The sequence below is a fragment of the Leptotrichia rugosa genome, from assembly GCF_041200005.1.
Classification (GTDB): domain Bacteria; phylum Fusobacteriota; class Fusobacteriia; order Fusobacteriales; family Leptotrichiaceae; genus Leptotrichia; species Leptotrichia rugosa.
In genome coordinates this window covers 1,488,963-1,509,987 of record NZ_CP165644.1, presented here as the reverse complement: position 1 = coordinate 1,509,987, position 21,025 = coordinate 1,488,963, and the positions used below count along the sequence as shown (strand labels likewise).

Here is a 21,025-nt window from a genome sequence, read left to right as displayed (position 1 = left end):
ACAAAAAAAAGATTAATTTATAAAATTAATCCCAATTAATTATAAAAATCTTTTTTTCAATCAATTTTAAAGTTGGTCAAAACATCATCTTGTATAGTATTTGCCCATTTTGCCATCTGTCTTAATGTTATTTTATTTTTCCAGCTTTTCTTATTTCCAACAATTAAAACTTCATCTCCAATTTTTACATCTTGAATATCAGTTAAATCAATAAAAATCATATCCATACATATTTCGCCCAAAATATTTGCTTTTTTGTCATTTACAAGCACATACGCACAGTTTTTTTTATTTTCAATTTGTTTTGGAAGTCCGTGTGCATAACCTATTGCGACAATTCCAACTTTTGAATCTCTTTTCAAAATTCCTTTATTTCCATATGAAACTTTTTCATCTTTTTTCACTTCACGAATATTTATAATTTTTGATTCCACTAAAATAGCACTTTCCAAACCGACATCGTAAGAAAGCGGCTCTAAACCATAAATTGCCATTCCAACACGGCAAAAATCATAGTTATATTTTTTTTCGTATTTAAATAACAGCGGACTTGCTTGTAAATGTCTATATTTATATTTTATTTTGTTATCGTCAAAAATTTTTAAAATTTTTTCAAATTTTTTTACTTGCTTTTCAGTTTCGGTTTTATTTTCAGCTTCAGAAATATGTGAAAAAATCGAGATAATTTCCAATTTAAATTTTTTATTCTTCAAAAATTCAGAATTTATTTTTTTAATTTCTTTTATTATTTCAAAAACTTCATTTTCATCAAATCCAAGTCGATTCATTCCGCTATTTATTTTTATGTGAATTCTTAATCTTAAACAGACATTGTTTTTTAAATTATTTAAAATATCAATATAATCATAAAATTGTTTTTTACTGAAAACCGTTATTTCAAAACCATTTTTAATCGCTATTTCTAGCTTTTGCGGTTCCACATAGTTAAGTGTCATCACATTGCAACTATTTTTTTTGTCTAATTTTTTTAAAATCTCAAAAACTTTCATAGCTTCTTCAAGATAAGCTACCGCAAAATAATTACAGTTATTTTTTATCAAAATCGGCAAAATTTTTTCTATTTTAAGTCCATAAGCGTCATCTTTTATCACGCAAATTACATTTTCATTAATCGAGCGAATTTTTTCCAAATTTTTTTTTATGCTGGAGCTATTTATTTTCAAATTTACTAACATTATTTTTACTTTCTAAAATTTTTGATTCAATTAATTTTCTAAAGGCTCTTCCTCTGTGACTCACAGATTTTTTTTCCTCAGGCGAAGCAACTCCAAAACTTTTTTTCAAATCATATGAATAAAACAGCGGATCATATCCAAATCCTCCATCTCCACAATTTTCAAACAAAATTTCTCCATCAGCTCTTCCAGAAAAAGACTCAACTTTGCCATCTGGAAAAGCGATACTTACAACTGAGATAAAATGTGCTGTTCTTTTTTCTTTTGGCACATCTTTCAAATTTTGTAAAAGTTTTTCGTTATTTTTTTCATCATTTCCATCTTCTCCCGCATATCTCGCTGAAAAAATTCCAGGCTCTCCATTTAATGCGTCAACGCAAAGACCAGAGTCATCAGAAATTGTTGTAATTTTTATAAATTTAGAAATTTCAAGCGCTTTTTTTTGTGAATTTTCTTCAAAAGTAGTTCCATCTTCCACCACATCTGGTATTTTTATATCGTCTAAAATTGACAAAACTTCGATATTCATTCCTTCAGTCAGCTTTTCAAAATCTTTAATCTTTCCTTTATTTTTTGTAGCTAAAAATATTTTCATTATTTTTCTCCTAAAAATTGCTTTTTATGTCTGTAATTTTTTTTAATTTACATTTTATATTTTTTCAAATTTTCTCTTATTATGTCGTTCACGATTTTGTGAATATTTTTTTGTTCTTGAATTGGCAAATTAGTAAGATCAATAGGTTTGTCAACTATTACTTTAATATTTTTGTTACCTTTAACTTTCAAGCTTTTTTTACTTTGAACTTCATAAGTTCCACAAATTGTTAACGGTAAAATTCTTACTTTGCTGTCTTTTGCAAGTTTAAAACTTCCTTTTTTAAATTCTCCGACTTCTCCATTTTCAGTTCTGCTTCCTTCTGGAAAAATTACATAAGAATATCCGTCTTCTACTTTTGAAATTGCATTTTTCATATCTTTCATTCCTTGACGAGCATTTTTTCTATCCAAAAAGATACAGTTTAATGCTTTCATCCAGCCACCGATAAGAGGCCAATTCTTCATTTCTTTTTTTGCAATAAAAGCAAAATCTAGTGGTAAATATCCAAGAAGAGTTGGAATATCTAAATTACTTTGATGATTTGAAATTAAAATGATAGGTTCTCCTGTTTCCTTTATTTTTTTTATTTCTTTTTCACAGTCATTTTCGTAAATGACTTTCACTTTACTCCCTGATGCCCAAACTAAATTTTTTCCCCAGTTTGTTCCAACTTTACGAGCAAAGTTGTGAGCATCTCGACCTTTTTTAAAAAGTAATGCCGGAGCCCTAAAAATCATTCCATATAGAAATGTTCCTACAAGTATAAAATGGTAAAATATTGTTCTCATTTTTTACTCTCCTTATTAAAAATTTATTTATAAAATTTTATTTTAAAAATGTGATTTATATTCTTTAATTTTTTCAAATATTTTATCAAGTGAAAATCCTTGTCTTGCCAAAAATTGTATAAATTTTTGTTCTTCTTTTAGTTGTTTTAAATATTCTTCTTTTTTTAAGTCAGAATTTTTGTAAGTCAATTTTTTTTCATTTTTTTTGATTAAAGTCTCAAGCCTTTTGTCGTCAATGTTTTCTTCAGTTTCCAATTCTTCATATGCAAGTTCTACTATTTTTTTTTCAATTCCTTTTTGTATCAAATTGTAAGTAATTCTATTTTTCCCATATTTTTTGTTTTTTATGTAGGAAATTGAGTAGTCTAAGTCATTTATATATCCTAGTTCTTCTAATTTTTTTATCGCTTTTTTTATTGAATTTTTATTTTGATATTTTTCTTCTAATTTTTTGTAAAGTTCTTTTTTAGTTCTGTCTTTTAAAGAAATTAGAAAAATCCCTTTTTCTAAGGCAGCCTCATATGAAATATTATCATAGAGGCTAGAAATATCATCATTTACTTTTAATCCATATTTTTGCTTTATAAATGGACTTATATCCATTATCTCTTCTGTCGATAAATACAGTTTATTTCTTGATATTTTTTTTATTATCATTAATTTTCCATTTCATTGGAATCGCTAGAATTATTTTGACTTTCTGTATTTTCCATATTTTCAGGGCTTTCAGCCATAACATTAAGTCCCAATTTTTCTCTAATTTTTTCCATAACTTGAGCTTCGATTCGTGAAAATAACTCAGTATTTTCTTTTAACATCTTTTCAACATTAATTCGACCTTGACCTAATTTCTCATCTCCATAAGCAAACCAAGAACCACTTTTTGAGATAACTCCAAAATCAATTCCAGCATCCAGTATTTCTCCAATTTTTGAAATTCCTTGTCCGTACATTACATTAAATCTAGCTTCTTTAAACGGCGGTGCAACTTTATTTTTAGTAACTTTGACTAAAACTTCGTTTCCAACCATTTCATCCCCTTGTTTTACTGAACCAACTCTTTTTACCTCCATTCTCACTGTTGAAAAGAATTTTAGTGCACGACCTCCTGAAGTAGTTGTCTGAACTCCGGGAACAAACGAAAATCCACCAATTTTTTCCCTTATCTGATTGATGAAAATCATAACTGTATCGGATTTTGCGATAGTTCCTGTCAATTTTCTAAGCGCTTTTGACATAAGCCTTGCTTGAAGTCCCATTTGCTGATCTCCCATTTCACCTTCAATTTCCGCTTTTGGAACAAGAGCTGCAACAGAATCTACCACAATTACATCCATAGCTCCACTTCGTACAAGCATATCAGCAATTTCAAGAGCCTGCTCCCCTGTGTCAGGTTGAGAAATTAAAAGTTCGTCAATGTTTACTCCCAGCGCTTTAGCATAGACAGGATCAAGTGCATGTTCAGCATCAATAAATCCTACAACTCCGCCTTCTTTTTGAGCTTCTGCAATGATATGCAGTGCAAGAGTCGTTTTTCCAGAAGACTCTGCTCCATAAATTTCAACGATTCTTCCTCTTGGAACACCTCCTACACCAAGTGCTATATCTAAATTTATACTCCCAGTAGAAATGGCTTTTATGTTCATTTTATGATTTTCTCCAAGTTTCATGATAGCACCTTCACCGTAGTCTTTTTGTATTTGTTTCAGTGCTAAATCTAACATTTTCTCTTTATTTTCTTTATTTTTTTCATCAATTTTTTTCTTAGCCATTATAACAACCTCTCCTTTATTTTTTATTTTTTTCAATTTATATTATATCATAAATTTAAAGTTTTTATAAATTTATTTTTCTCTTAATCTTTTATTTTTTAAAATTGACCGACTGTACAAAATATTAAAAATTTAGTATAATATATTAAATTAAGTACTTTTTATTCAAAAAAAGGAGAAAATATGAAAATAGTAGTTTATGGTGCTGGGGTTATGGCACAATATGTAAAGGAATCTATAATAAACAGTAAAAATGAATTTGTAGGTTTTGTTGATCCACTTGGAAAAGGGGATTTTGTTAATTTAAAAGGAGAAAATTCAAATGTGGAATATGATGCAATAATTGATTTTTCGCATTTTAGCTTAATCGACGATGTCTTGGAAGCGGGAATTGCTAAAAAAGTTCCAGTTTTGGTGGCAACAACTGGTCATACGGAAGAGCAATTAAAAAAAATTGAAAAAGCTGCAGAATTAATTCCTGTAATTAAAGCAACGAATACTTCGCTAGGAGTAAATATTGTAAATGAAATAGTTGCATTTGCTACAAAATTATTAAAAGATTTTGATATTGAAATTGTGGAAAAACATCACAACAGAAAAATTGACGCTCCAAGTGGGACAGCTTCAACACTTTTAGAAATTGTAAAGGAAAATTTGAATGACGGAAATGATTACAGAACAGTTTACGGAAGAGAAGGATACAGTAAAAGAGCTGAAAAAGAAATAGGAGTTCATGCAATTCGTGGAGGAAATATTGTAGGAGAACATACTGTTATTTATGCAAAAAATGATGAAATTATTGAAATAAAGCACGAGGCGTTGTCAAGAAAAATGTTTTCTGATGGTGCAGTAAAAGCGATAGAATTTTTAAGTGGTAAAAATGCTGGAAAATATACTATGAGAGATGTTTTGGGAATAAACAAATAAAATATTTGTTGTAAAATTTTAAAAAAAGTGGTAAAATAAACAAAAAATGTAATATGATTAAATTTTGAAAATATTAAAAAATGGAGGGAAGATGACGGAGTTAGAAAAGTCAAAAGCTATTATTCAATATATCGCCGATGCAAAAAAGACAACACCTGTAGAACTTTATACAGATGAAGAAATAAAAGATTTTTATTCTTGTAAAGTTATCGGAAAAGATGGATTAAAAGTTGTTTTTGGTGATTGGGAAGAAATACAAAAAATCATAAATGAAAATAACTTACAAAATTATTATTTAAAAAATGACAGAAGAAATTCTGGAGTTCCTATGCTTGATATGAAAAATATTAATGCTAGAATTGAGCCAGGAGTATTTATTAGAGATAAAGTTAGTATTGGTGACAGAGCTGTAATAATGATGGGTGCAGTTATAAATATTGGCGCTGAAATCGGTGAAGGAACAATGATTGATATGAATGTTGTTTTAGGCGGAAGAGCCAAAGTTGGTAAAAACTGTCACATCGGTGCAGGAGCAGTGCTAGCTGGAGTTATCGAGCCGCCTTCAGCAGATCCAGTTGTGATCGAAGACGATGTAGTTGTAGGAGCAAATGCAGTAGTCTTAGAAGGAGTCAGAGTTGGAAAAGGTTCAGTAGTTGCGGCAGGAGCAATAGTTACGCAAAATGTTCCAGAAGGTGTCGTAGTTGCAGGAACACCAGCTAGAATTATAAAAGGAGTTGACGCTAAAACAGCTTCAAAAACTGAATTAGTTGACGCTTTAAGAAATTTATAGAAATTTATCATTTAAATTATTTAAAAATAGATAAATCAAAATTAGGAGGAAATTATGAAAAAATTATTACTAATAGGAGCAATCTTAGTAACAGGAGCTTTATCATTTGCTGACTCAAAAGCTGACTATGAAAAAGCAAGAACCTTAGCAGGACAAAAGAAAACAGCAGAAGCAGTTAAAATTTTGGAAACACTTTCAAAAACAGGAGATGCAGAATATAAACAAAGAGCGAATTTAGAATTAGGTTCTTATTATTTGCAACAAAATCAAATATCTAAAGCAAAACCTTATTTGGTAACAGCTTTTGACGATGGAAAAGTTGTAAATGGCTACAGCGCTGAAGCGGCAAGATTGTTATATTTAGTGGGAATTGCTGAAAAAGACAAAGAGTCAGCTGAAAAATATATTCTTTGGACAGATAAAAAAACAGAAGGGAAAGATGCTGATATAACTTCAAGTTTAATCATCTTTTACTTCGATAATAACGAGCAATCAAAAGGAACTGCGAGATACAATCAAGCTATGAAGTCGACTGACAAAGCTTTCGTATCAGAAGTAAACTACAATGTGGGACAATATTATATGACAAAAAATAACAATGCTCAAGCCAAAACGTATTTACAAAAAGCATACACAGGTGCGCCACAAAAAGTAAATGGAGCTGGAATCTTATTAGCTGAAATAGCTATGTCTGAAAAAAATACCGCTCAAGCTGAAAAATATTTAACTGAAATGAATACAGCAGCAGGTGGAAAAAATACTCAAATCTTAGGAATGCTTGGTACTTTCTACTTACAAAAAGGAGATGCGACAAAAGCTGAACAATTTTTATCAAAAGCAGTTGCTGCAGAGCCTAAAAATGTAGAAGCAAAAGTTTTGCTTTTAGGAATTTATGAAATGCAAAAGAATACAGCAAAAGTAAATTCAACATATAGTCAGTTAAAATCAGGAACTCCAAAAGTTACTAACGCTCAAATCGGTACTTATTTTGCGCAAGCTGGAGCTGGAGATTTAGCTGTTAAATATTTACAAAAATCAATTTCAGAAGATAAAAATAATGAAGCAAAAGTTATATTGGGACAAGTTTATGCAGCGGCAGGTAAAAAAGCGGAAGCTGTAAAAGTTTTAGAGGAAGCTGTAAAAGCTAAGGTAAAAGGTGCAGCAGATGTTTTAAAACAAGTTCAATCAATGAAATAGTAGAAATGGTAAATATAATGAATAAAGAAATAATAAAAAATAGTGAAATTTTTAAATTTCACTATTTTTTATTGTAATAATTTTTATTCTGAAGATCTTAAGTGAATTGATCTACTTATTGAATCTCTCACGACTGAAGTTGCGAGATTCTTAAGTACTATTTAGTTTCTTTTGAATATCTAGTATTCAAACACTAGCTAATTTCCTTAAGACTTTAATGGACAAGCTCTCCACCAAGAACATTAGCGTCCTGTTGACTCGGTTCAAAACCAGTTTTATTATTTAACTATTTCAAATTTTTTCGTTGCCAAAAAATATGCCATTCATCTCATTCCTTGCGTCGGGAGTGTCTGGCATAACTCATAAAAATATATAATTAAGAAAGTTTATTTATTTGTAGGTGCGACTGTTGGAGTTTTATTTTCTATTAAATCTTTTGGATATGATTTGTCATTTGTAAAAGCCCAAGTACCATTATAAAAATAGTTACCATTGTTATTAACTAGGTCTTTTCCAGCTTTTAAGTGCATAAATTTATATTTTTTTAAATAATTTTCAACTTTATCTTTATCTTGAATTAAAATTCCAATTTTTACATTTTCATAATTTTCGCCATCAAATATGCAGTTTTCAAAGTCGATGTCCACACGACTGTCTTTTTCATTAATTTTTTTATAATCTCCATGTGATTTTGGAACTTTACAATAAGAATTTTTTTCTAATTTTGCAGTTTTTTCATGATTTTTTTCAGCAAAAGCTGCAAAAGAAAATAAGATTAATAATGCTAATATACCTTTTTTCATTTCATTATTCCTTCTTTCTATAATTTTTTATTATAACACCTGTCATATATTTTACATAATTATTATAACAGATATTCAAAGATTTTGCAATGATAATTTAAAAAAAATAAGAAAATAAGATGAAATTAATAAAAAAATAGTAAAGATAATATAAAATTATCATTACTATTTTGGATTTTTTTAGCTAAAAAATATTTGTAAATCATTATCAACAGTAGTTATACCAGTCAGACCAAATTGTTCATTCAATAAACTTGCAACGTTTTTAGAAATGAATGCTGGTAAAGTCGGACCAATATGAATATTCTTAATTCCTAAGTAAAGTAACGCAAGCAGTACAATTACGGCTTTTTGTTCATACCATGCAATGTTAAATTCGATTGGCAAGTCATTTATATCGTTTGCATTAAAAATCTCTTTTAATTTTAGTGCCACAACTGCCCAAGAATAAGAATCGTTACATTGTCCAGCATCAAGCACTCTAGGTATGCCGTCAATATCTCCCAGATTTAATTTATTATATCTGAATTTTGCACATCCTGATGTTAAAATTACCACATCTTTTGGCAATTTTTTTGCAAATTCAGCATAATATTTTCTTGTTGTCTGTCTTGCATCACATCCGCTCATAACTATAAACTTTTTGATCGCTCCTGATTTTACTGCCTCGACAATTTTATCAGCAAGGGCAAATACCTGACCATGTGCAAATCCACCTGTGATTGTTCCACTTTCAATTTCGGTTGGCGATTTACATTTTTTTGCTAATTCTATAACTTCACTAAAGTCAATTTTCCCATTTTCGTCTGTTTTCAATTTTTTCCAGCCTGGAAGTCCTGTTGCATTTAATGTAAATATTCTGTCGTTGTAAGTAGCATTTTTCTTAGGCGGAACTAAGCAATTTGTAGTAAATACGACAGGTCCATTAAATGTTTCAAATTCTGTTGTCTGATGATACCAAGCATTTCCGTAATTCCCAACTAAATGCTTGTATTTTTTTAATTCAGGATAGTAGTGAGCCGGCAACATTTCTGAATGTGTGTAAACATCAATTCCAGTTCCTTCAGTTTGCTCTAAAAGTTCTTTTATATCTTTTAAATCGTGTCCAGAAATCAAAATTCCAGGATTTTTTCCAACTCCTATATTTACTTTTGTCATTTCAGGCGTTCCAAAAGCTGAATTATTTGCTCTGTCTAGAAGTGCCATCACATCTACACCAAATTTTCCAGTTTCAAAGACAAGGTTTGTAAGTTTTTCAGCACTCAAGTCGTTATCTTCAGTTGCAATTAATGCTTTTTCAAAAAAGTCAAAAATTTCGTTACTTTCAAATTTTAAGTTTAATGCGTGAAAACCGTAAGCAGAAAGCCCTTTTAGTCCATATAAAATTATTTCCCGAAGTGAACGGATGTCTTCATTTTCAGTTCTCAAAACTCCAATTTCATGGGCTAGATCTACTAAGTCACAGCTTTCATCAAACTCAAAAGTGGCAAGTCTTGAACCTTCAAATTTAGAATCAATCAAAATTTTTGTATTTTCCAATTCTTTTGCTAAAAATTTTCTTAATTTTATACCTTCGTAGATATATTCTTTGATTTCCTCTCCGTCAAAATTCGCATTTGTTATAGTTGAAAAAAGTGCACGATATAAATATTCATTTACATTTTCATAAATTTTATTATTTTGTCTAAGTTTATTTGAATAAAGTGCAACTCCTTTTACAACAAAAATAAGCACATCTTGTAAATTTGAAACTTCGTCATTTTTCCCACAGACTCCCATAACTGTACAGCCTTGATTTCTACTTGTTTCCTGACATTGAAAACAAAACATGTTATTCATAATTTTCTCTCCATTTTTAATTTATTTTTTTTTGAAATATTTAATTTTAAAATCTCCACAATTTTAAAATTAATTTTTTATTATTTCAACAAAAAAATTATATAATAAATTAAAAATAAATTCTGTAACTTATATCACACTTTTTAATTTTTTTTGAAAATAAATTTTATATAAAATTATTTTTTTAAATATTTTTTTACAATTTCTCTATCATCAAAATGAATTTTTTCTTTTCCAATTATTTGATAAGTTTCGTGCCCTTTTCCAGCGATTAAAAGGCTATCTCCTTTCTGAAGCATTCCTAGTCCTCTTTTTATCGCTTTTTCCCTATCGGCGACAATTAAATATTTATCAAATGGATAATCAATTTGAACAAGTCCTTTTTCAATTGCAGCTAAAATTGAAATTGGATTTTCTGTTCTGGGATTGTCAGAAGTTAAAATTATAAAGTCGCTAAATTTTGCAGCAGCTTTTGCCATTTTTGGTCTTTTATCGTGATCTCTGTCTCCACCTGCTCCAAAAATTGTAATCACTCTATTGTCAGTAATTTTTTGCAAAGTTTTTCCAATATTTAAAAGCCCATCGTCTGTGTGAGCGAAATCTACGACAATTCTAGCTTCCAAATCATTTTTAATAGTTTCAAATCTTCCTGGAATTGAAGAAATATTCGATAATTTTTCTAAAATGTAGTCGATGTCAATTTCCATTGATAAAAGACTGGCAACGCATCCTAAAATGTTATAAAGATTGTAATCTCCAATTAAGTTTACTTCCACAACATATTCAGATTCATTTGAAATAGAACTAATTTTCTCAAAATAATTTTTAGCATTAATTTTTATTTTCATTCCGTCATTTGTATAATTGATAATTTCTCCGTAAACATCGGCACTTTTATCATTTTTTGAAAATGAGATGTAGTTTCTTCCACGATTTTCTTCAAAAATTATTTTTCCATATTTGTCGTCAATGTTTATAATTCCAGCGCTATCACTTTTTAACAGTGTAAATATTTTTTTCTTGGCGTTGAAATAGTTTTCCATTGTTTTGTGAAAATCCAAGTGGTCTTGAGTTAAATTCGTAAAAATTGCACTGTCAAATTTTAACATATCCACTCGTCCAATTTGAAGAGCATGGGAACTCACTTCCATTATAAAATATTTTGCACCCATTTTTACACTTTTATCTATTAATTTTATTAATTCAAGTGATTCTGGAGTTGTATTTACAGTTGGAAAATTTTCGTTTAGAATACGATTTCCAGTTGTTCCAATCCGAGCAGTTTTTTCTAAAATATTTTCTAAAATGAAACTTGATGTAGTTTTTCCGTTTGTTCCAGTGATACCGATTATTTTTATTTTATTTTGTGGAAAGTCATAAAAATTTGAAGCGATGATTCCTAATTTTTTTCTTATATTTGAGATGAAAACAAAAGTAATATTTTTTGAATTTTCATATCTTTCAGGATTTACCATTTCTTCAACGACAATCATTTTTGCACCTTTGTCAATTGCACTTTGAATAAATTCGTGTCCATCAACAACGCTTCCAACCATAGCGATAAAGACGAAGTCATTTTCTATTTTTCTGGAATCATATTCTATACCTTTTATTTCAAAAGTTTCTCCTTCGTGAAGAACTTCATAGTCAACATTTTCAAAAATTTTATACATTCATTATCATCTCCTATTTATCTTTTTAAAGATTTTAAATATTATATTTTTATTATATCACTTTTATTTAGTTTTTTTAAGTTTAAAAATTTTATTTTGTTGAAAAATAATAAAAAAAATTGTAAAATATATTAAATAAAAATAAGGAGAATTTTATGAGATATGAAAATTTAAAAGAAAGATTTTTTAGATATGTGAAATTTGAAACAAGGTCAGATGAAAATAGCGCTTCAATTCCATCGACACCTTCACAAATCAAATTTGCCAAAATGCTAAAGCGTGAATTGGAAGAAATAGGACTAGAAGATGTCAGCATAGACAGCGCTTGTTTTGTAAATGCAACTCTTCCAGCTAATTTTGATAAGAAAGTACCGACAATAGGATTCATTGCTCATATGGATACAGCAGATTTTAATGCAAGAAATGTAAGTCCAAAAGTTTTTGAAAATTATGACGGAAATGATCTTGTATTAAATGAAAATTTAAAAGTGATTTTGTCGCCAAAAGAATTTCCAAATTTGAAAAATTATATTGGAAAAACTTTGATTACGACTGATGGAACAACACTTTTGGGAGCTGATGACAAAGCTGGAATTGTGGAAATCATTGAAGCAATGAAATTTTTGATTGAAAATCCACAGATTGAGCATGGAAAAGTGAAAATAGCCTTTGGTCCAGATGAAGAAATAGGTAGAGGCGCGGATAATTTTGATGTAAAAAAATTTGGTGCAGATTTTGCATATACAATGGATGGCGGACCAGTTGGAGAACTTCAATATGAATGTTTTAATGCGGCACAGTCAACTTTTAAAATAAAAGGAAAAAGTGTTCATCCAGGAACGGCAAAAAATAAAATGATTAATGCAAATGTTGTAGCAATGGAAATTGCAGATAGTTTTCCAGAAGAAGAAGTGCCAGAAAAAACAGAAGGTTATGAAGGCTTTTATTTGCTTGAAAAAATGACTTCAAACATTGAAGAAGGGAAAATGTCATATATTTTGCGTGATCACGATAGAGAAAAATTTGAAGCAAAAAAAGAATTTGTAAAAAAAGTTGCTAAAAAAATAAATGAAAAATATGGTGATAAAATTGTAGAAGTTGAGATAAGAGATCAATATTATAACATGCGAGAAATTATAAAAAATCATATGAATGTTGTAGAAATTGCTCAAAAAGCTATGAAAAATGTTGGAGTTAAGCCAGTGATTGAGCCAATTCGCGGGGGAACAGATGGTTCAAAAATTTCCTTTATGGGACTTCCAACACCAAATATTTTCGCAGGCGGAGAAAATTTTCATGGGAAATACGAATTTGTAGCACTTGAGAGTATGATTCTGGCAACTGATGTGATTGTGGAGATTGTAAGATTGAATACTGAAGGAGAGTAAAAAAAATGCGAAAGGCGGCACTAAAAACTTATCTGTATGAAATAATTTTTATATTGATTTATAAATTAAGCATGGACATATTTTTGAGAGTGTCTTATTTTGTATATTCTTTGTTATGGATATTGTCAGTAATAATAATGATATATTTATTTCCGTATTTAATACTACTTTTGATAGGAAATCATTATTTATTTGTTAAATTAGATCCTGAAAAATATATTTTAATAATAGAAAAAATTTACAAAATTTTTAAAATTAATATTATGAAAGATTTTAACAGAATTAATTTATCAGTTTGTTATTGGCTGCTAAACGAGAAAGAAAAAGCGTTAAAGTATTTAAATGAAATAAAAATAACTAGATTAACACTACCAATAATAAAATATTGTTACTATAGAAATTTAATGGAATATAAATATTTTATGGGAGAAAAAGAGGAAGCAAGAAAAATATTTGATGAAAATTTTAGAAAAAGTGGAGAAAAACTTGTAATAGGGATTATGTTGGATTATGAAAATAATCCACAACAGAAAATTATTGAACTGGAAAAACTATTGAAAGGGAAAAGAAAATTGTATCAAATAGAGATAAAGTTCAATTTAGCTAAAACATATGAAGAAATTGGAAATTTTGAAAAAGCATTGGAATTTTATAAGAAAGTGGCTGAAAAGGAAAGTGAAATTTATTTTATTAAAGTTGCGAAAGAAAAGGTTTTGGAGTTAAGTTTAAAGAATAAAGAAATGTAGCAGGAAAGGATATGAGATAAAATGTTTGATTTAGCAGGTGAGGTTGCTCTTGTTACAGGAGGAGCAAAGGGAATTGGAAAAGGAATTGCAAAAGCATTGAAACAGGCTGGGGCAAAGGTTATTATTGGAGATATTGATAAGGAAAAAGGGGAGATGACAGCAAATGAGCTGGATGGGGATTTTTACTATCTTGATGTTATAAATAAAGAACAAGTGCAGTATGTTGTTCAAAGCATTTGTGAAAAATATGGAAAATTGAGTATTCTTTGTTCAAATGCAGGAATTTTCCCGCAAGTGACTATTGAAAATATGACAGAAGAAGATTGGGATAAGGTTCAGAATATAAATGTAAAAGGAGCTTTTTTGGTAATACAAGCGACATTGAAACATATGAAAAAACAAAATTATGGACGTATAGTATTAACATCTTCAATTACAGGTGATATTACTGGATATCCAGGATGGGCACATTATGGAGCGAGTAAAGCGGCTCAATTAGGATTTATGAGAACTGCAGCTTTAGAATATGCAAAATATGGAATTACAATTAATGCTATTCAACCAGGGAATATTTTGACAGATGGATTAATAGAAGCTGGAGAAGAATATATGAATAAAATGAAAAGTGTCATTCCAGTTAATGTTTTAGGAAAACCTGAAGATATTGGATATACAGCTGTTTTCTTGGCAAGTCGTGAAGCAGGATTTATTACAGGGCAAAGAATAGTTGTAGATGGTGGACAAATATTGCCAGAAACACCTGACTTTCAATAAATAAAATATTTTTATTTTCTTTTGAAAAAAGTGTTGAAATTATTGTATATTTCGTGTTAAAATAATATAATTAAAAAAAGTAATGTAAAAAATATGGTTTAGTTAGGGAAATTTTGAAAGATAAGAAAAATAAACAAAGTTTAAAAATAAAATGAGGAGGAATCTTAAAATGAGTCAAAAAGATAAAGTTGTAATTTCTGAAGGATTGACTTTTGATGATGTACTTCTTATTCCGCAAGCGTCGGAAGTAGCGCCTAATCAAGTTATATTAAAGACAAAATTGACTAAAAATTTGGAATTGAATGTGCCAATTTTAAGTGCAGCTATGGATACTGTAACAGAATCAAAACTTGCGATTGCTATTGCAAGAGAAGGTGGAATTGGGTTTATTCATAAAAATATGACCATTGAAAGACAAGCTGAAGAAGTGGCAAGAGTTAAAAGATATGAGAGCGGAATGATTACAAATCCTGTTACATTGCGGCAAGATGCCATTTTAGAAGATGCTAATAAACTTATGAGAGAATATAAAATTTCAGGACTTCCAGTAGTTGATGGCGAAGGAAATTTAAAAGGGATTATTACAAATAGAGATTTAAAATATAGAGAAGATTTGTCATCTAAAGTGACAGAAGTTATGACAAAAGAAAATTTAATAACAGCGCCAGTCGGAACTACATTGGATGAAGCAAAAACAATATTACTTCAACATAGAATTGAAAAATTGCCAATTGTAGAAGGAACAAAACTAAAAGGATTAATCACGATAAAAGATATTGACAATGTAATAAATTATCCAAATGCCGCAAAAGACAGTCAAGGACGACTTCGTGTGGGAGCTGGAGTTGGTGTTGGACCTGATTCTGTGAGAAGAGTTCAAGCTTTAGTTGAAGCTGGAGTTGATATAATTGCGGTGGATTCGGCTCATGGGCACTCAAAAGCGGTTATTAATAAAATTAAAGAAATTAGAGAAGCTTTTCCAAAATTGGACATTATCGGTGGAAATATTGTTACGAAGGAAGCCGCACTTGATTTGATTGAAGCTGGAGTAAATGCAGTAAAAGTTGGTGTTGGACCTGGCTCAATCTGTACGACGAGGGTTGTGTCAGGAGTAGGAGTTCCACAGATTTCAGCAGTTATGGACGTTGCTGAAGTTTGTAGTGAAAAAGGAATTGGAGTAATAGCAGATGGGGGAATTAAATTGTCTGGGGACGTGGTAAAAGCAATTGCCGCTGGAGCAGATTGTGTAATGCTTGGTGGAATGCTTGCTGGAACTGATGAAGCACCAGGAGAAGAAATTTTATATAACGGAAGAAAATTCAAAACTTATGCTGGAATGGGTTCGCTTGCAGCTATGAAAAGAGGAAGTAAGGACAGATATTTCCAATTGGAATCAGCCACAGAAAAATTAGTTCCAGAAGGAATAGAGTCAATGGTTCCATATAAAGGTGCATTAAAAGACACGGTTTATCAAATTTGTGGAGGACTTCGCTCAGGAATGGGGTATTGCGGAACTCCGACAATTGAAGATTTGAAATTGAATGGAAAATTTGTGAAAATTACAGGAGCAGGACTTAAAGAAAGTCATCCGCACGATGTAATTATTACAAAAGAAGCTCCAAATTACAATAATTCAAATAAATAAAAAAATAAAAGGCTGTCTTAAAAATTATTTTTAAGACAGTCTGAAGTTTAAGATTAAATGGACTTTGAAAGGAAAAAAATGAAAAAAATAAAAAATTTGATTATTTATTCAGTGATGGTTTTTGGAATGAGCAGTTTTGTTTATTCTTATGAAGATTATTATGAAAAAGTTTACATTGTAAAAGTGTCCAAAGGCGATATTTTTAAGAAGTTGAATGTGACAAAAAAACAACAGAAAAAATTAGAAAAAATATTTGATAAATATCAAAATAAAGCAAAAGATATTGAAAAAGAATTAATAACATTTGAAGAAAAAAAAGAAAAAATTGGAAAAATTGAAATACAAAGATACGAAGAAATTGCAAAAATTCTGACAAATGAGCAGTTAGAAGAATATAATTCTTATATAAATTCAAAAAAACAGTCTTTTAACGAAAAAATTGACAGAATAAAAAAACTTGAAGACAATGTGAATTTGTCTAATGAACAAAAAGCAAAGGTACTAAAATTTGAGCGTGATTTTAAAAGAAACGTAGAAAAATTAAAAAATGATAGATTGAGTGTAGAAATGTTTACGCAAAAATATGAAGAATTAAAACAAAAAAGAAATGAACAAATTCGTTCAGTTTTGACAGATGAACAAAGTAAGTATTTTAGTGAAAATTAAAAGATAACAGAGTAGATTTTAAAAATTTACTCTATTTTTTGTTTAATTAATATTTTCACAAATTCTACTGTTATTTAATTGAGAATTCGGTTTTAAAAAAAATAAAAATAATCTTGATTTTTTTTAGTGTATTTGATAAAATCAAAGTATAAAAAAAAGTATTGGAGGAATTTTTATGGTTGGAAATGTAAAAAACGAAATTGGAGTATTATTTTCAAAAGATAATTTTATGTTGATTAAGAAAAAACTAAAAAAAGATGAGAAAATTGAAAAACATAATCACGAAAACGAAGAGATTATTTTTACGGTTCTAAAAGGAAAAGTGGAAGTGTTTTTAAATGAAAAAGAAAATCATATTTTAGTGCCAGGAGAAATTCTACAATTTGATGGAATAAACTTTATAAGTGCAGTTGCAATAGAAGATTCTGAATTTAGCGTCACGCTTATAAAAAAATAGATGAATTTATTTTGTCTAAAGATAATTGGCATAATAACAATGTTTATTGACCATTATCACTATATAATAGGTGGAAATCAAATATTTAACATAATTGGAAGAATTGCTTTTCCGATATTTGCGTTTTCCCTTAATGAAGGTTATTTTCACACAAGCAATTTGAAAAAATATTTAATTAGATTATTTACTTTTGCAGTAATTATACAAATTCCTGCAATTTTATTTAAACTTAATTATCCAGTAAATATATTTTTTACACTATTTTTTGGATTACTTGCAATTTATATTTTAAATTTAAAAAATAAAAAAATGCCTTTATATATTTTTGTTTTTTTAAAAATATTTTTGATATTCTTAATTTTTTATATAAGTAAAAAATTTAAATTTGATTATGGAATATATGGAATTTTGCTTATAATAATTTTTAATATATTTAGAAACAAAAAATTATTTTTATTCTTAGCGTTTTTTTTATTAAATTTGGCAGTTGTAGTTTTCCCAAATATTTTTGGATTATTTAAAATACAGTTTTTTTCAATGTTTTCATTGGTTTTCATATTTTCTTACAATGGGAAAAAAGGTAAAAGTTTAAAATATTTTTTCTATCTATTTTATCCGATACATTTTTTAATTTTAGAAACAATAAATTTTTTCCTTAAAAAGTTGTGATATGAAAAGTGAGAATTGAAATAAATAAGGTGATAAAATGACGAAAAAAGAAAGATTTGATAAAGTATTTCCGATATTGGAAAAAAAGTTTGGTAAAGCAAAAGCAGCTCTGAATTACGAAACGCCATTTCAGTTTATGATAGCTGTAATACTTTCAGCGCAATGCACAGATGCAAGAGTAAATATTGTTACAAAAGAGCTGTTTAAAGTGGTTAAAAATCCAGAAGATATTAGAAAAATGGATATTAAGACATTGGAAGAATACATTAAATCGACGGGATTTTTTAGAAATAAAGCTAAAAATATAAAATTAAATGCCCAAATGATGAAAGAAAAATATAATGACAAATTGCCAAGAACAATTGAAGAATTACTAGTTTTGCTAGGAGTTGGGAGAAAGACTACCAATGTCATATTGGGAGATTTGTGGAATATAAGACAAGGAATTGTCGTAGATACGCATGTTAAAAGACTCTCAAATTTAATTGGATTTGTTGAAAGTGATAATCCAGAAATTATTGAAAGAGAACTTATGAAATTTGTACCAAAAAAATATTGGTTTGAATACTCGCACTATTTGATTTTGCACGGTAGAGATAAATGCGTAGCCAGAAGACCAAAATGTTTGGAATGTGAAATAAATAAATATTGTAAACATGGACAAAAGTTAATTAATAAATAAAGATTGATAAATAAAATAAAGAAAGGAAAGTAATGTTTAGTAAAACAAAAAAAATTTTAATTTTAACAGTATTTTTTGCAGTTCTGTTGTATGGGGAAGGAGAAGGAACAAGTGAAAAGCAGGACAGCGGTAGTAGTAAAAGTGAAGCAGTAAAGGTGGTGAAAAGTGGTTCAGATGAAATAGAGCAAGCAACAAATCGTGGAAACAGCGCTCATAAGTACTCAAAAAAATCATCAAAACATAATAAAAAACATAAAAACAAAAGTGAATGGAATTCCAAAAATTCTAAAAATACATCTTCAAAAGCGTCAGATACATTAAACAGCAAAGGTAAAAACTCAAAATCCCAGACAGATTCTTTAACAAAATCGAAAAAAAATGTGAAAATTGTAAAAGCGGTAGAAAAAGAAAAAGAAGGGGAGTCAAAGTATAACGGAAAAGTTATAAAATTTATAGCAACAACAGATGGAAAAGTTATAAAAAATGAAGATGCAAAACAAAAACACCCAATAGCTTCGCTTACAAAAGTTATGAATATAATGGTTGCACTTGACCAAGTCGATAAAGGAAAGGTAAAATTAAGCGACAAAGTTTGCTTTACGCCTGATGTGGTTGATACAGGCGGAAGCTGGTTAAATGCAAAAGCAGGAGATTGTTTTACACTAAGAGATTTGCTTCGTGCAGAAATAATTTATTCAGCTAATAATGCGGCTTATATGGTTGCTTCCTACATCGGAAAAGGAAATCTTGACAACTATGTAAAACTTATGAATGAAAAAGCAAAGGAATTTGGAATGAAAGACACGCAGTATTTTACACCATCTGGGCTTCCGACTTCGATGACTAAAAAGCAAATGGATATTTCTACAGCATATGATATGTATTTATTGGGGCGACAGGCAATTAAAGATGAAAGACTTAGGGAATGGATGAGTGAAAAAGAACTTGAATTATTGAATGAAAAAGGTGAAGAAGTTGTCTACAATAATCGTAATCACTTACTTGGACAATTCGGAGTTTTTGGGCTTAAAACAGGATTTCATGAACAAGCTGGATATAATATGATAGTTTCGAGTAAAATTGGAAATCTTGAAATAATTTCAGTTTCGCTTGGAAATAAAAGTGATGTTGAAAGAACAGAAGAGCAGAAAAAAGAATTTCAAGCGATAGAAAAAAATCTTGTGCCAATTTACAAAGCGGGACAAGTTGTGGCAAATAAATTTAAAATAAAAGATGCTGTAAAAAAAGAAATTACTGGAATTTTAGCTGAAAACGTGTATCAATTGGGAAATACGGATTATAAATTTGAAGTAAAAGATTTAAGGGTTACAGCAGAAAAAGATGGAATTTTAAAAGGAGACGTAATTGGGAAATTACAAGTTTTATCAAATGATAACAAGATTGTAAATACAATTGATATAGTTGCAAGTAACGACTACAAACGGTTATCATTGCTTGGAAAAGTTTTAAGATTTGTAACTTTTGGAATGGCATAAAATAAAAAAATCACACTTTTATTAATTAATAAAAATTTAATTTTTAAAGGTGTGTTTTTTTTGTGTGCAAATTAATAAAAAATATGATAAAATTAAATATAAGAATTGAAAAAAGGGAGAAAAATATGAAAATATTGGGAGTGATACCAGCGAGATTTTTTTCAACAAGGTTTGAAGGAAAGCCACTAAAAGATATAAATGGAAATCCGATGATTGAATGGGTTTATAAACGAGCTAAAAATGCTAATATTGATGAATTAATTGTTGCAACTGATGATAAAAGAATATTTGAGGCAGTTAAAAAATTTGGTGGAAAGGTAGTTATGACATCAAGCGATCACAAAAATGGGACTTCAAGAATAATTGAAGTTATAAATAAAGAAAAATATAAAGATTTTGATTTTGTAATAAATATTCAAGGAGATGAGCCGTTAATAGATATTAAGTCTATAAATATTCTGGCTGATAATTATAGAAGCCAAAAGTCTGAAATCATTACATTAAAGCAAGAAATTATTGAAGAAAGTGATATTTTAAATCCGAATGTTGTAAAAGTTATCACAGATTTTTATGATAATGCAATTTATTTTAGCAGGCTTCCAATTCCATTTGAGCGGGAAAAAATACAAAATTTTAAATATTATCGACATATTGGGATTTATGGATATACGACAAAATTTTTAAATGAGCTTAGTAATTTGAAAGATGGAATTTTGCAAAGAATGGAGTCGCTTGAACAGTTAAAATTTATGGAAAATGGTTATAAAATAAAAGTTTTGGAAACAGATTCCAAAGTTATTGGAGTTGATACAAAAGAGGACTTGGAAGAAGTTATAAAGTTTATCTGCAAAAATGGAATTATTTTGGAGTAAAAAAATTTTTAGAAAATTGAAAATTTATTGTAAATTAAAAAATTTAA

21 protein-coding genes are annotated in these 21,025 nt (G+C 28.9%); 13 read left to right on the top strand and 8 right to left on the bottom strand.

Going from position 1 to position 21,025, the window contains the following annotated elements:
- Positions 1 to 56: 56 nt before the first annotated feature.
- From alr to recA, 5 genes are read right to left on the bottom strand one after another with little or no spacing between them, the layout of a single operon-like run.
- Positions 57 to 1,196, bottom strand: a complete 1,140-nt coding sequence (alr, locus tag AB8B22_RS07470) for an alanine racemase (RefSeq protein ID WP_369710641.1) — start codon at positions 1,194 to 1,196, stop codon at positions 57 to 59.
- Positions 1,171 to 1,791 carry an XTP/dITP diphosphatase gene (locus AB8B22_RS07465; protein WP_369710640.1) on the bottom strand — a complete coding sequence of 207 codons (621 nt, stop codon included), beginning with the start codon at positions 1,789 to 1,791 and terminating at the stop codon, positions 1,171 to 1,173. The genes alr and AB8B22_RS07465 overlap by 26 nt, the downstream gene beginning before the upstream one ends.
- A gap of 47 nt (positions 1,792 to 1,838) precedes the next feature.
- A complete protein-coding gene (locus AB8B22_RS07460) occupies positions 1,839 to 2,582 on the bottom strand; it encodes a lysophospholipid acyltransferase family protein (RefSeq protein ID WP_369710639.1) in 744 nt (247 codons plus the stop codon).
- 42 nt (positions 2,583 to 2,624) lie between these two features.
- Entirely contained in the window at positions 2,625 to 3,239 is a 615-nt protein-coding gene (locus AB8B22_RS07455) for a regulatory protein RecX (protein ID WP_369710638.1), read from the bottom strand.
- Complete coding sequence (gene recA / locus AB8B22_RS07450) at positions 3,239 to 4,354, bottom strand: recombinase RecA (protein WP_369710637.1); 1,116 nt, start codon at positions 4,352 to 4,354, stop codon at positions 3,239 to 3,241. The genes AB8B22_RS07455 and recA overlap by 1 nt, the downstream gene beginning before the upstream one ends.
- A gap of 183 nt (positions 4,355 to 4,537) precedes the next feature.
- Here recA and dapB point away from each other — a divergent pair, with 183 nt between their 5' ends.
- From dapB to AB8B22_RS07435, 3 genes are all read left to right on the top strand, one after another.
- Positions 4,538 to 5,281, top strand: coding sequence for a 4-hydroxy-tetrahydrodipicolinate reductase (gene dapB / locus AB8B22_RS07445; protein WP_094080017.1), 744 nt, complete (start codon positions 4,538 to 4,540; stop codon positions 5,279 to 5,281).
- A gap of 91 nt (positions 5,282 to 5,372) precedes the next feature.
- The gene (dapD, locus tag AB8B22_RS07440; protein WP_314080601.1) at positions 5,373 to 6,071 is read left to right on the top strand and encodes a 2,3,4,5-tetrahydropyridine-2,6-dicarboxylate N-acetyltransferase; all 699 of its coding nucleotides are present in this window, start codon (positions 5,373 to 5,375) and stop codon (positions 6,069 to 6,071) included.
- Between the two features lie 54 nt (positions 6,072 to 6,125).
- A complete protein-coding gene (locus AB8B22_RS07435; RefSeq protein WP_369710636.1) occupies positions 6,126 to 7,268 on the top strand; it encodes a tetratricopeptide repeat protein in 1,143 nt (380 codons plus the stop codon).
- Positions 7,269 to 7,654: 386 nt separating this feature from the next.
- On the opposite strand, the gene AB8B22_RS07430 is transcribed toward AB8B22_RS07435, so the two are convergent.
- The 3 genes from AB8B22_RS07430 to AB8B22_RS07420 all read right to left on the bottom strand — a co-directional run bounded on the left by AB8B22_RS07430 (position 7,655) and on the right by AB8B22_RS07420 (position 11,583).
- Positions 7,655 to 8,071 (bottom strand): MarR family transcriptional regulator, encoded by a 417-nt coding sequence (locus AB8B22_RS07430; RefSeq protein ID WP_094080020.1) that lies wholly within the window; start codon positions 8,069 to 8,071, stop codon positions 7,655 to 7,657.
- Positions 8,072 to 8,251: 180 nt separating this feature from the next.
- Positions 8,252 to 9,910 (bottom strand): hydroxylamine reductase, encoded by a 1,659-nt coding sequence (hcp, locus tag AB8B22_RS07425; RefSeq protein ID WP_172826465.1) that lies wholly within the window; start codon positions 9,908 to 9,910, stop codon positions 8,252 to 8,254.
- A gap of 176 nt (positions 9,911 to 10,086) precedes the next feature.
- Positions 10,087 to 11,583 carry a UDP-N-acetylmuramoyl-L-alanyl-D-glutamate--2,6-diaminopimelate ligase gene (locus AB8B22_RS07420; protein WP_369710635.1) on the bottom strand — a complete coding sequence of 499 codons (1,497 nt, stop codon included), beginning with the start codon at positions 11,581 to 11,583 and terminating at the stop codon, positions 10,087 to 10,089.
- A 155-nt stretch (positions 11,584 to 11,738) separates the two neighbouring features.
- On the opposite strand from AB8B22_RS07420, the gene pepT reads away from it, so the two are divergent.
- From pepT to kdsB, 10 genes are all read left to right on the top strand, one after another.
- Positions 11,739 to 12,971, top strand: coding sequence for a peptidase T (pepT, locus tag AB8B22_RS07415; protein WP_369710634.1), 1,233 nt, complete (start codon positions 11,739 to 11,741; stop codon positions 12,969 to 12,971).
- A gap of 137 nt (positions 12,972 to 13,108) precedes the next feature.
- The gene (locus AB8B22_RS07410) at positions 13,109 to 13,717 is read left to right on the top strand and encodes a tetratricopeptide repeat protein (protein ID WP_369710633.1); all 609 of its coding nucleotides are present in this window, start codon (positions 13,109 to 13,111) and stop codon (positions 13,715 to 13,717) included.
- Positions 13,718 to 13,738: 21 nt separating this feature from the next.
- Positions 13,739 to 14,491 carry a 3-oxoacyl-ACP reductase FabG gene (gene fabG / locus AB8B22_RS07405; RefSeq protein WP_369710632.1) on the top strand — a complete coding sequence of 251 codons (753 nt, stop codon included), beginning with the start codon at positions 13,739 to 13,741 and terminating at the stop codon, positions 14,489 to 14,491.
- A gap of 169 nt (positions 14,492 to 14,660) precedes the next feature.
- Positions 14,661 to 16,136, top strand: coding sequence for an IMP dehydrogenase (gene guaB, locus AB8B22_RS07400; RefSeq protein WP_094080026.1), 1,476 nt, complete (start codon positions 14,661 to 14,663; stop codon positions 16,134 to 16,136).
- Between the two features lie 78 nt (positions 16,137 to 16,214).
- Complete coding sequence (locus AB8B22_RS07395) at positions 16,215 to 16,802, top strand: viral A-type inclusion protein (protein ID WP_314080588.1); 588 nt, start codon at positions 16,215 to 16,217, stop codon at positions 16,800 to 16,802.
- 175 nt (positions 16,803 to 16,977) lie between these two features.
- Positions 16,978 to 17,259 (top strand): cupin domain-containing protein, encoded by a 282-nt coding sequence (locus AB8B22_RS07390; RefSeq protein WP_094080028.1) that lies wholly within the window; start codon positions 16,978 to 16,980, stop codon positions 17,257 to 17,259.
- Entirely contained in the window at positions 17,260 to 17,928 is a 669-nt protein-coding gene (locus AB8B22_RS07385; protein ID WP_314080584.1) for a TraX family protein, read from the top strand. It begins immediately after the preceding gene.
- 37 nt (positions 17,929 to 17,965) lie between these two features.
- Complete coding sequence (gene nth, locus AB8B22_RS07380; RefSeq protein ID WP_369710631.1) at positions 17,966 to 18,610, top strand: endonuclease III; 645 nt, start codon at positions 17,966 to 17,968, stop codon at positions 18,608 to 18,610.
- 32 nt (positions 18,611 to 18,642) lie between these two features.
- Positions 18,643 to 20,106: a D-alanyl-D-alanine carboxypeptidase family protein gene (locus AB8B22_RS07375; protein WP_369710630.1), complete on the top strand. Its 1,464-nt coding sequence runs from the start codon at positions 18,643 to 18,645 to the stop codon at positions 20,104 to 20,106.
- A gap of 125 nt (positions 20,107 to 20,231) precedes the next feature.
- Positions 20,232 to 20,978, top strand: coding sequence for a 3-deoxy-manno-octulosonate cytidylyltransferase (kdsB, locus tag AB8B22_RS07370; RefSeq protein WP_369710629.1), 747 nt, complete (start codon positions 20,232 to 20,234; stop codon positions 20,976 to 20,978).
- The last annotated feature ends 47 nt before the right edge of the window (positions 20,979 to 21,025 follow it).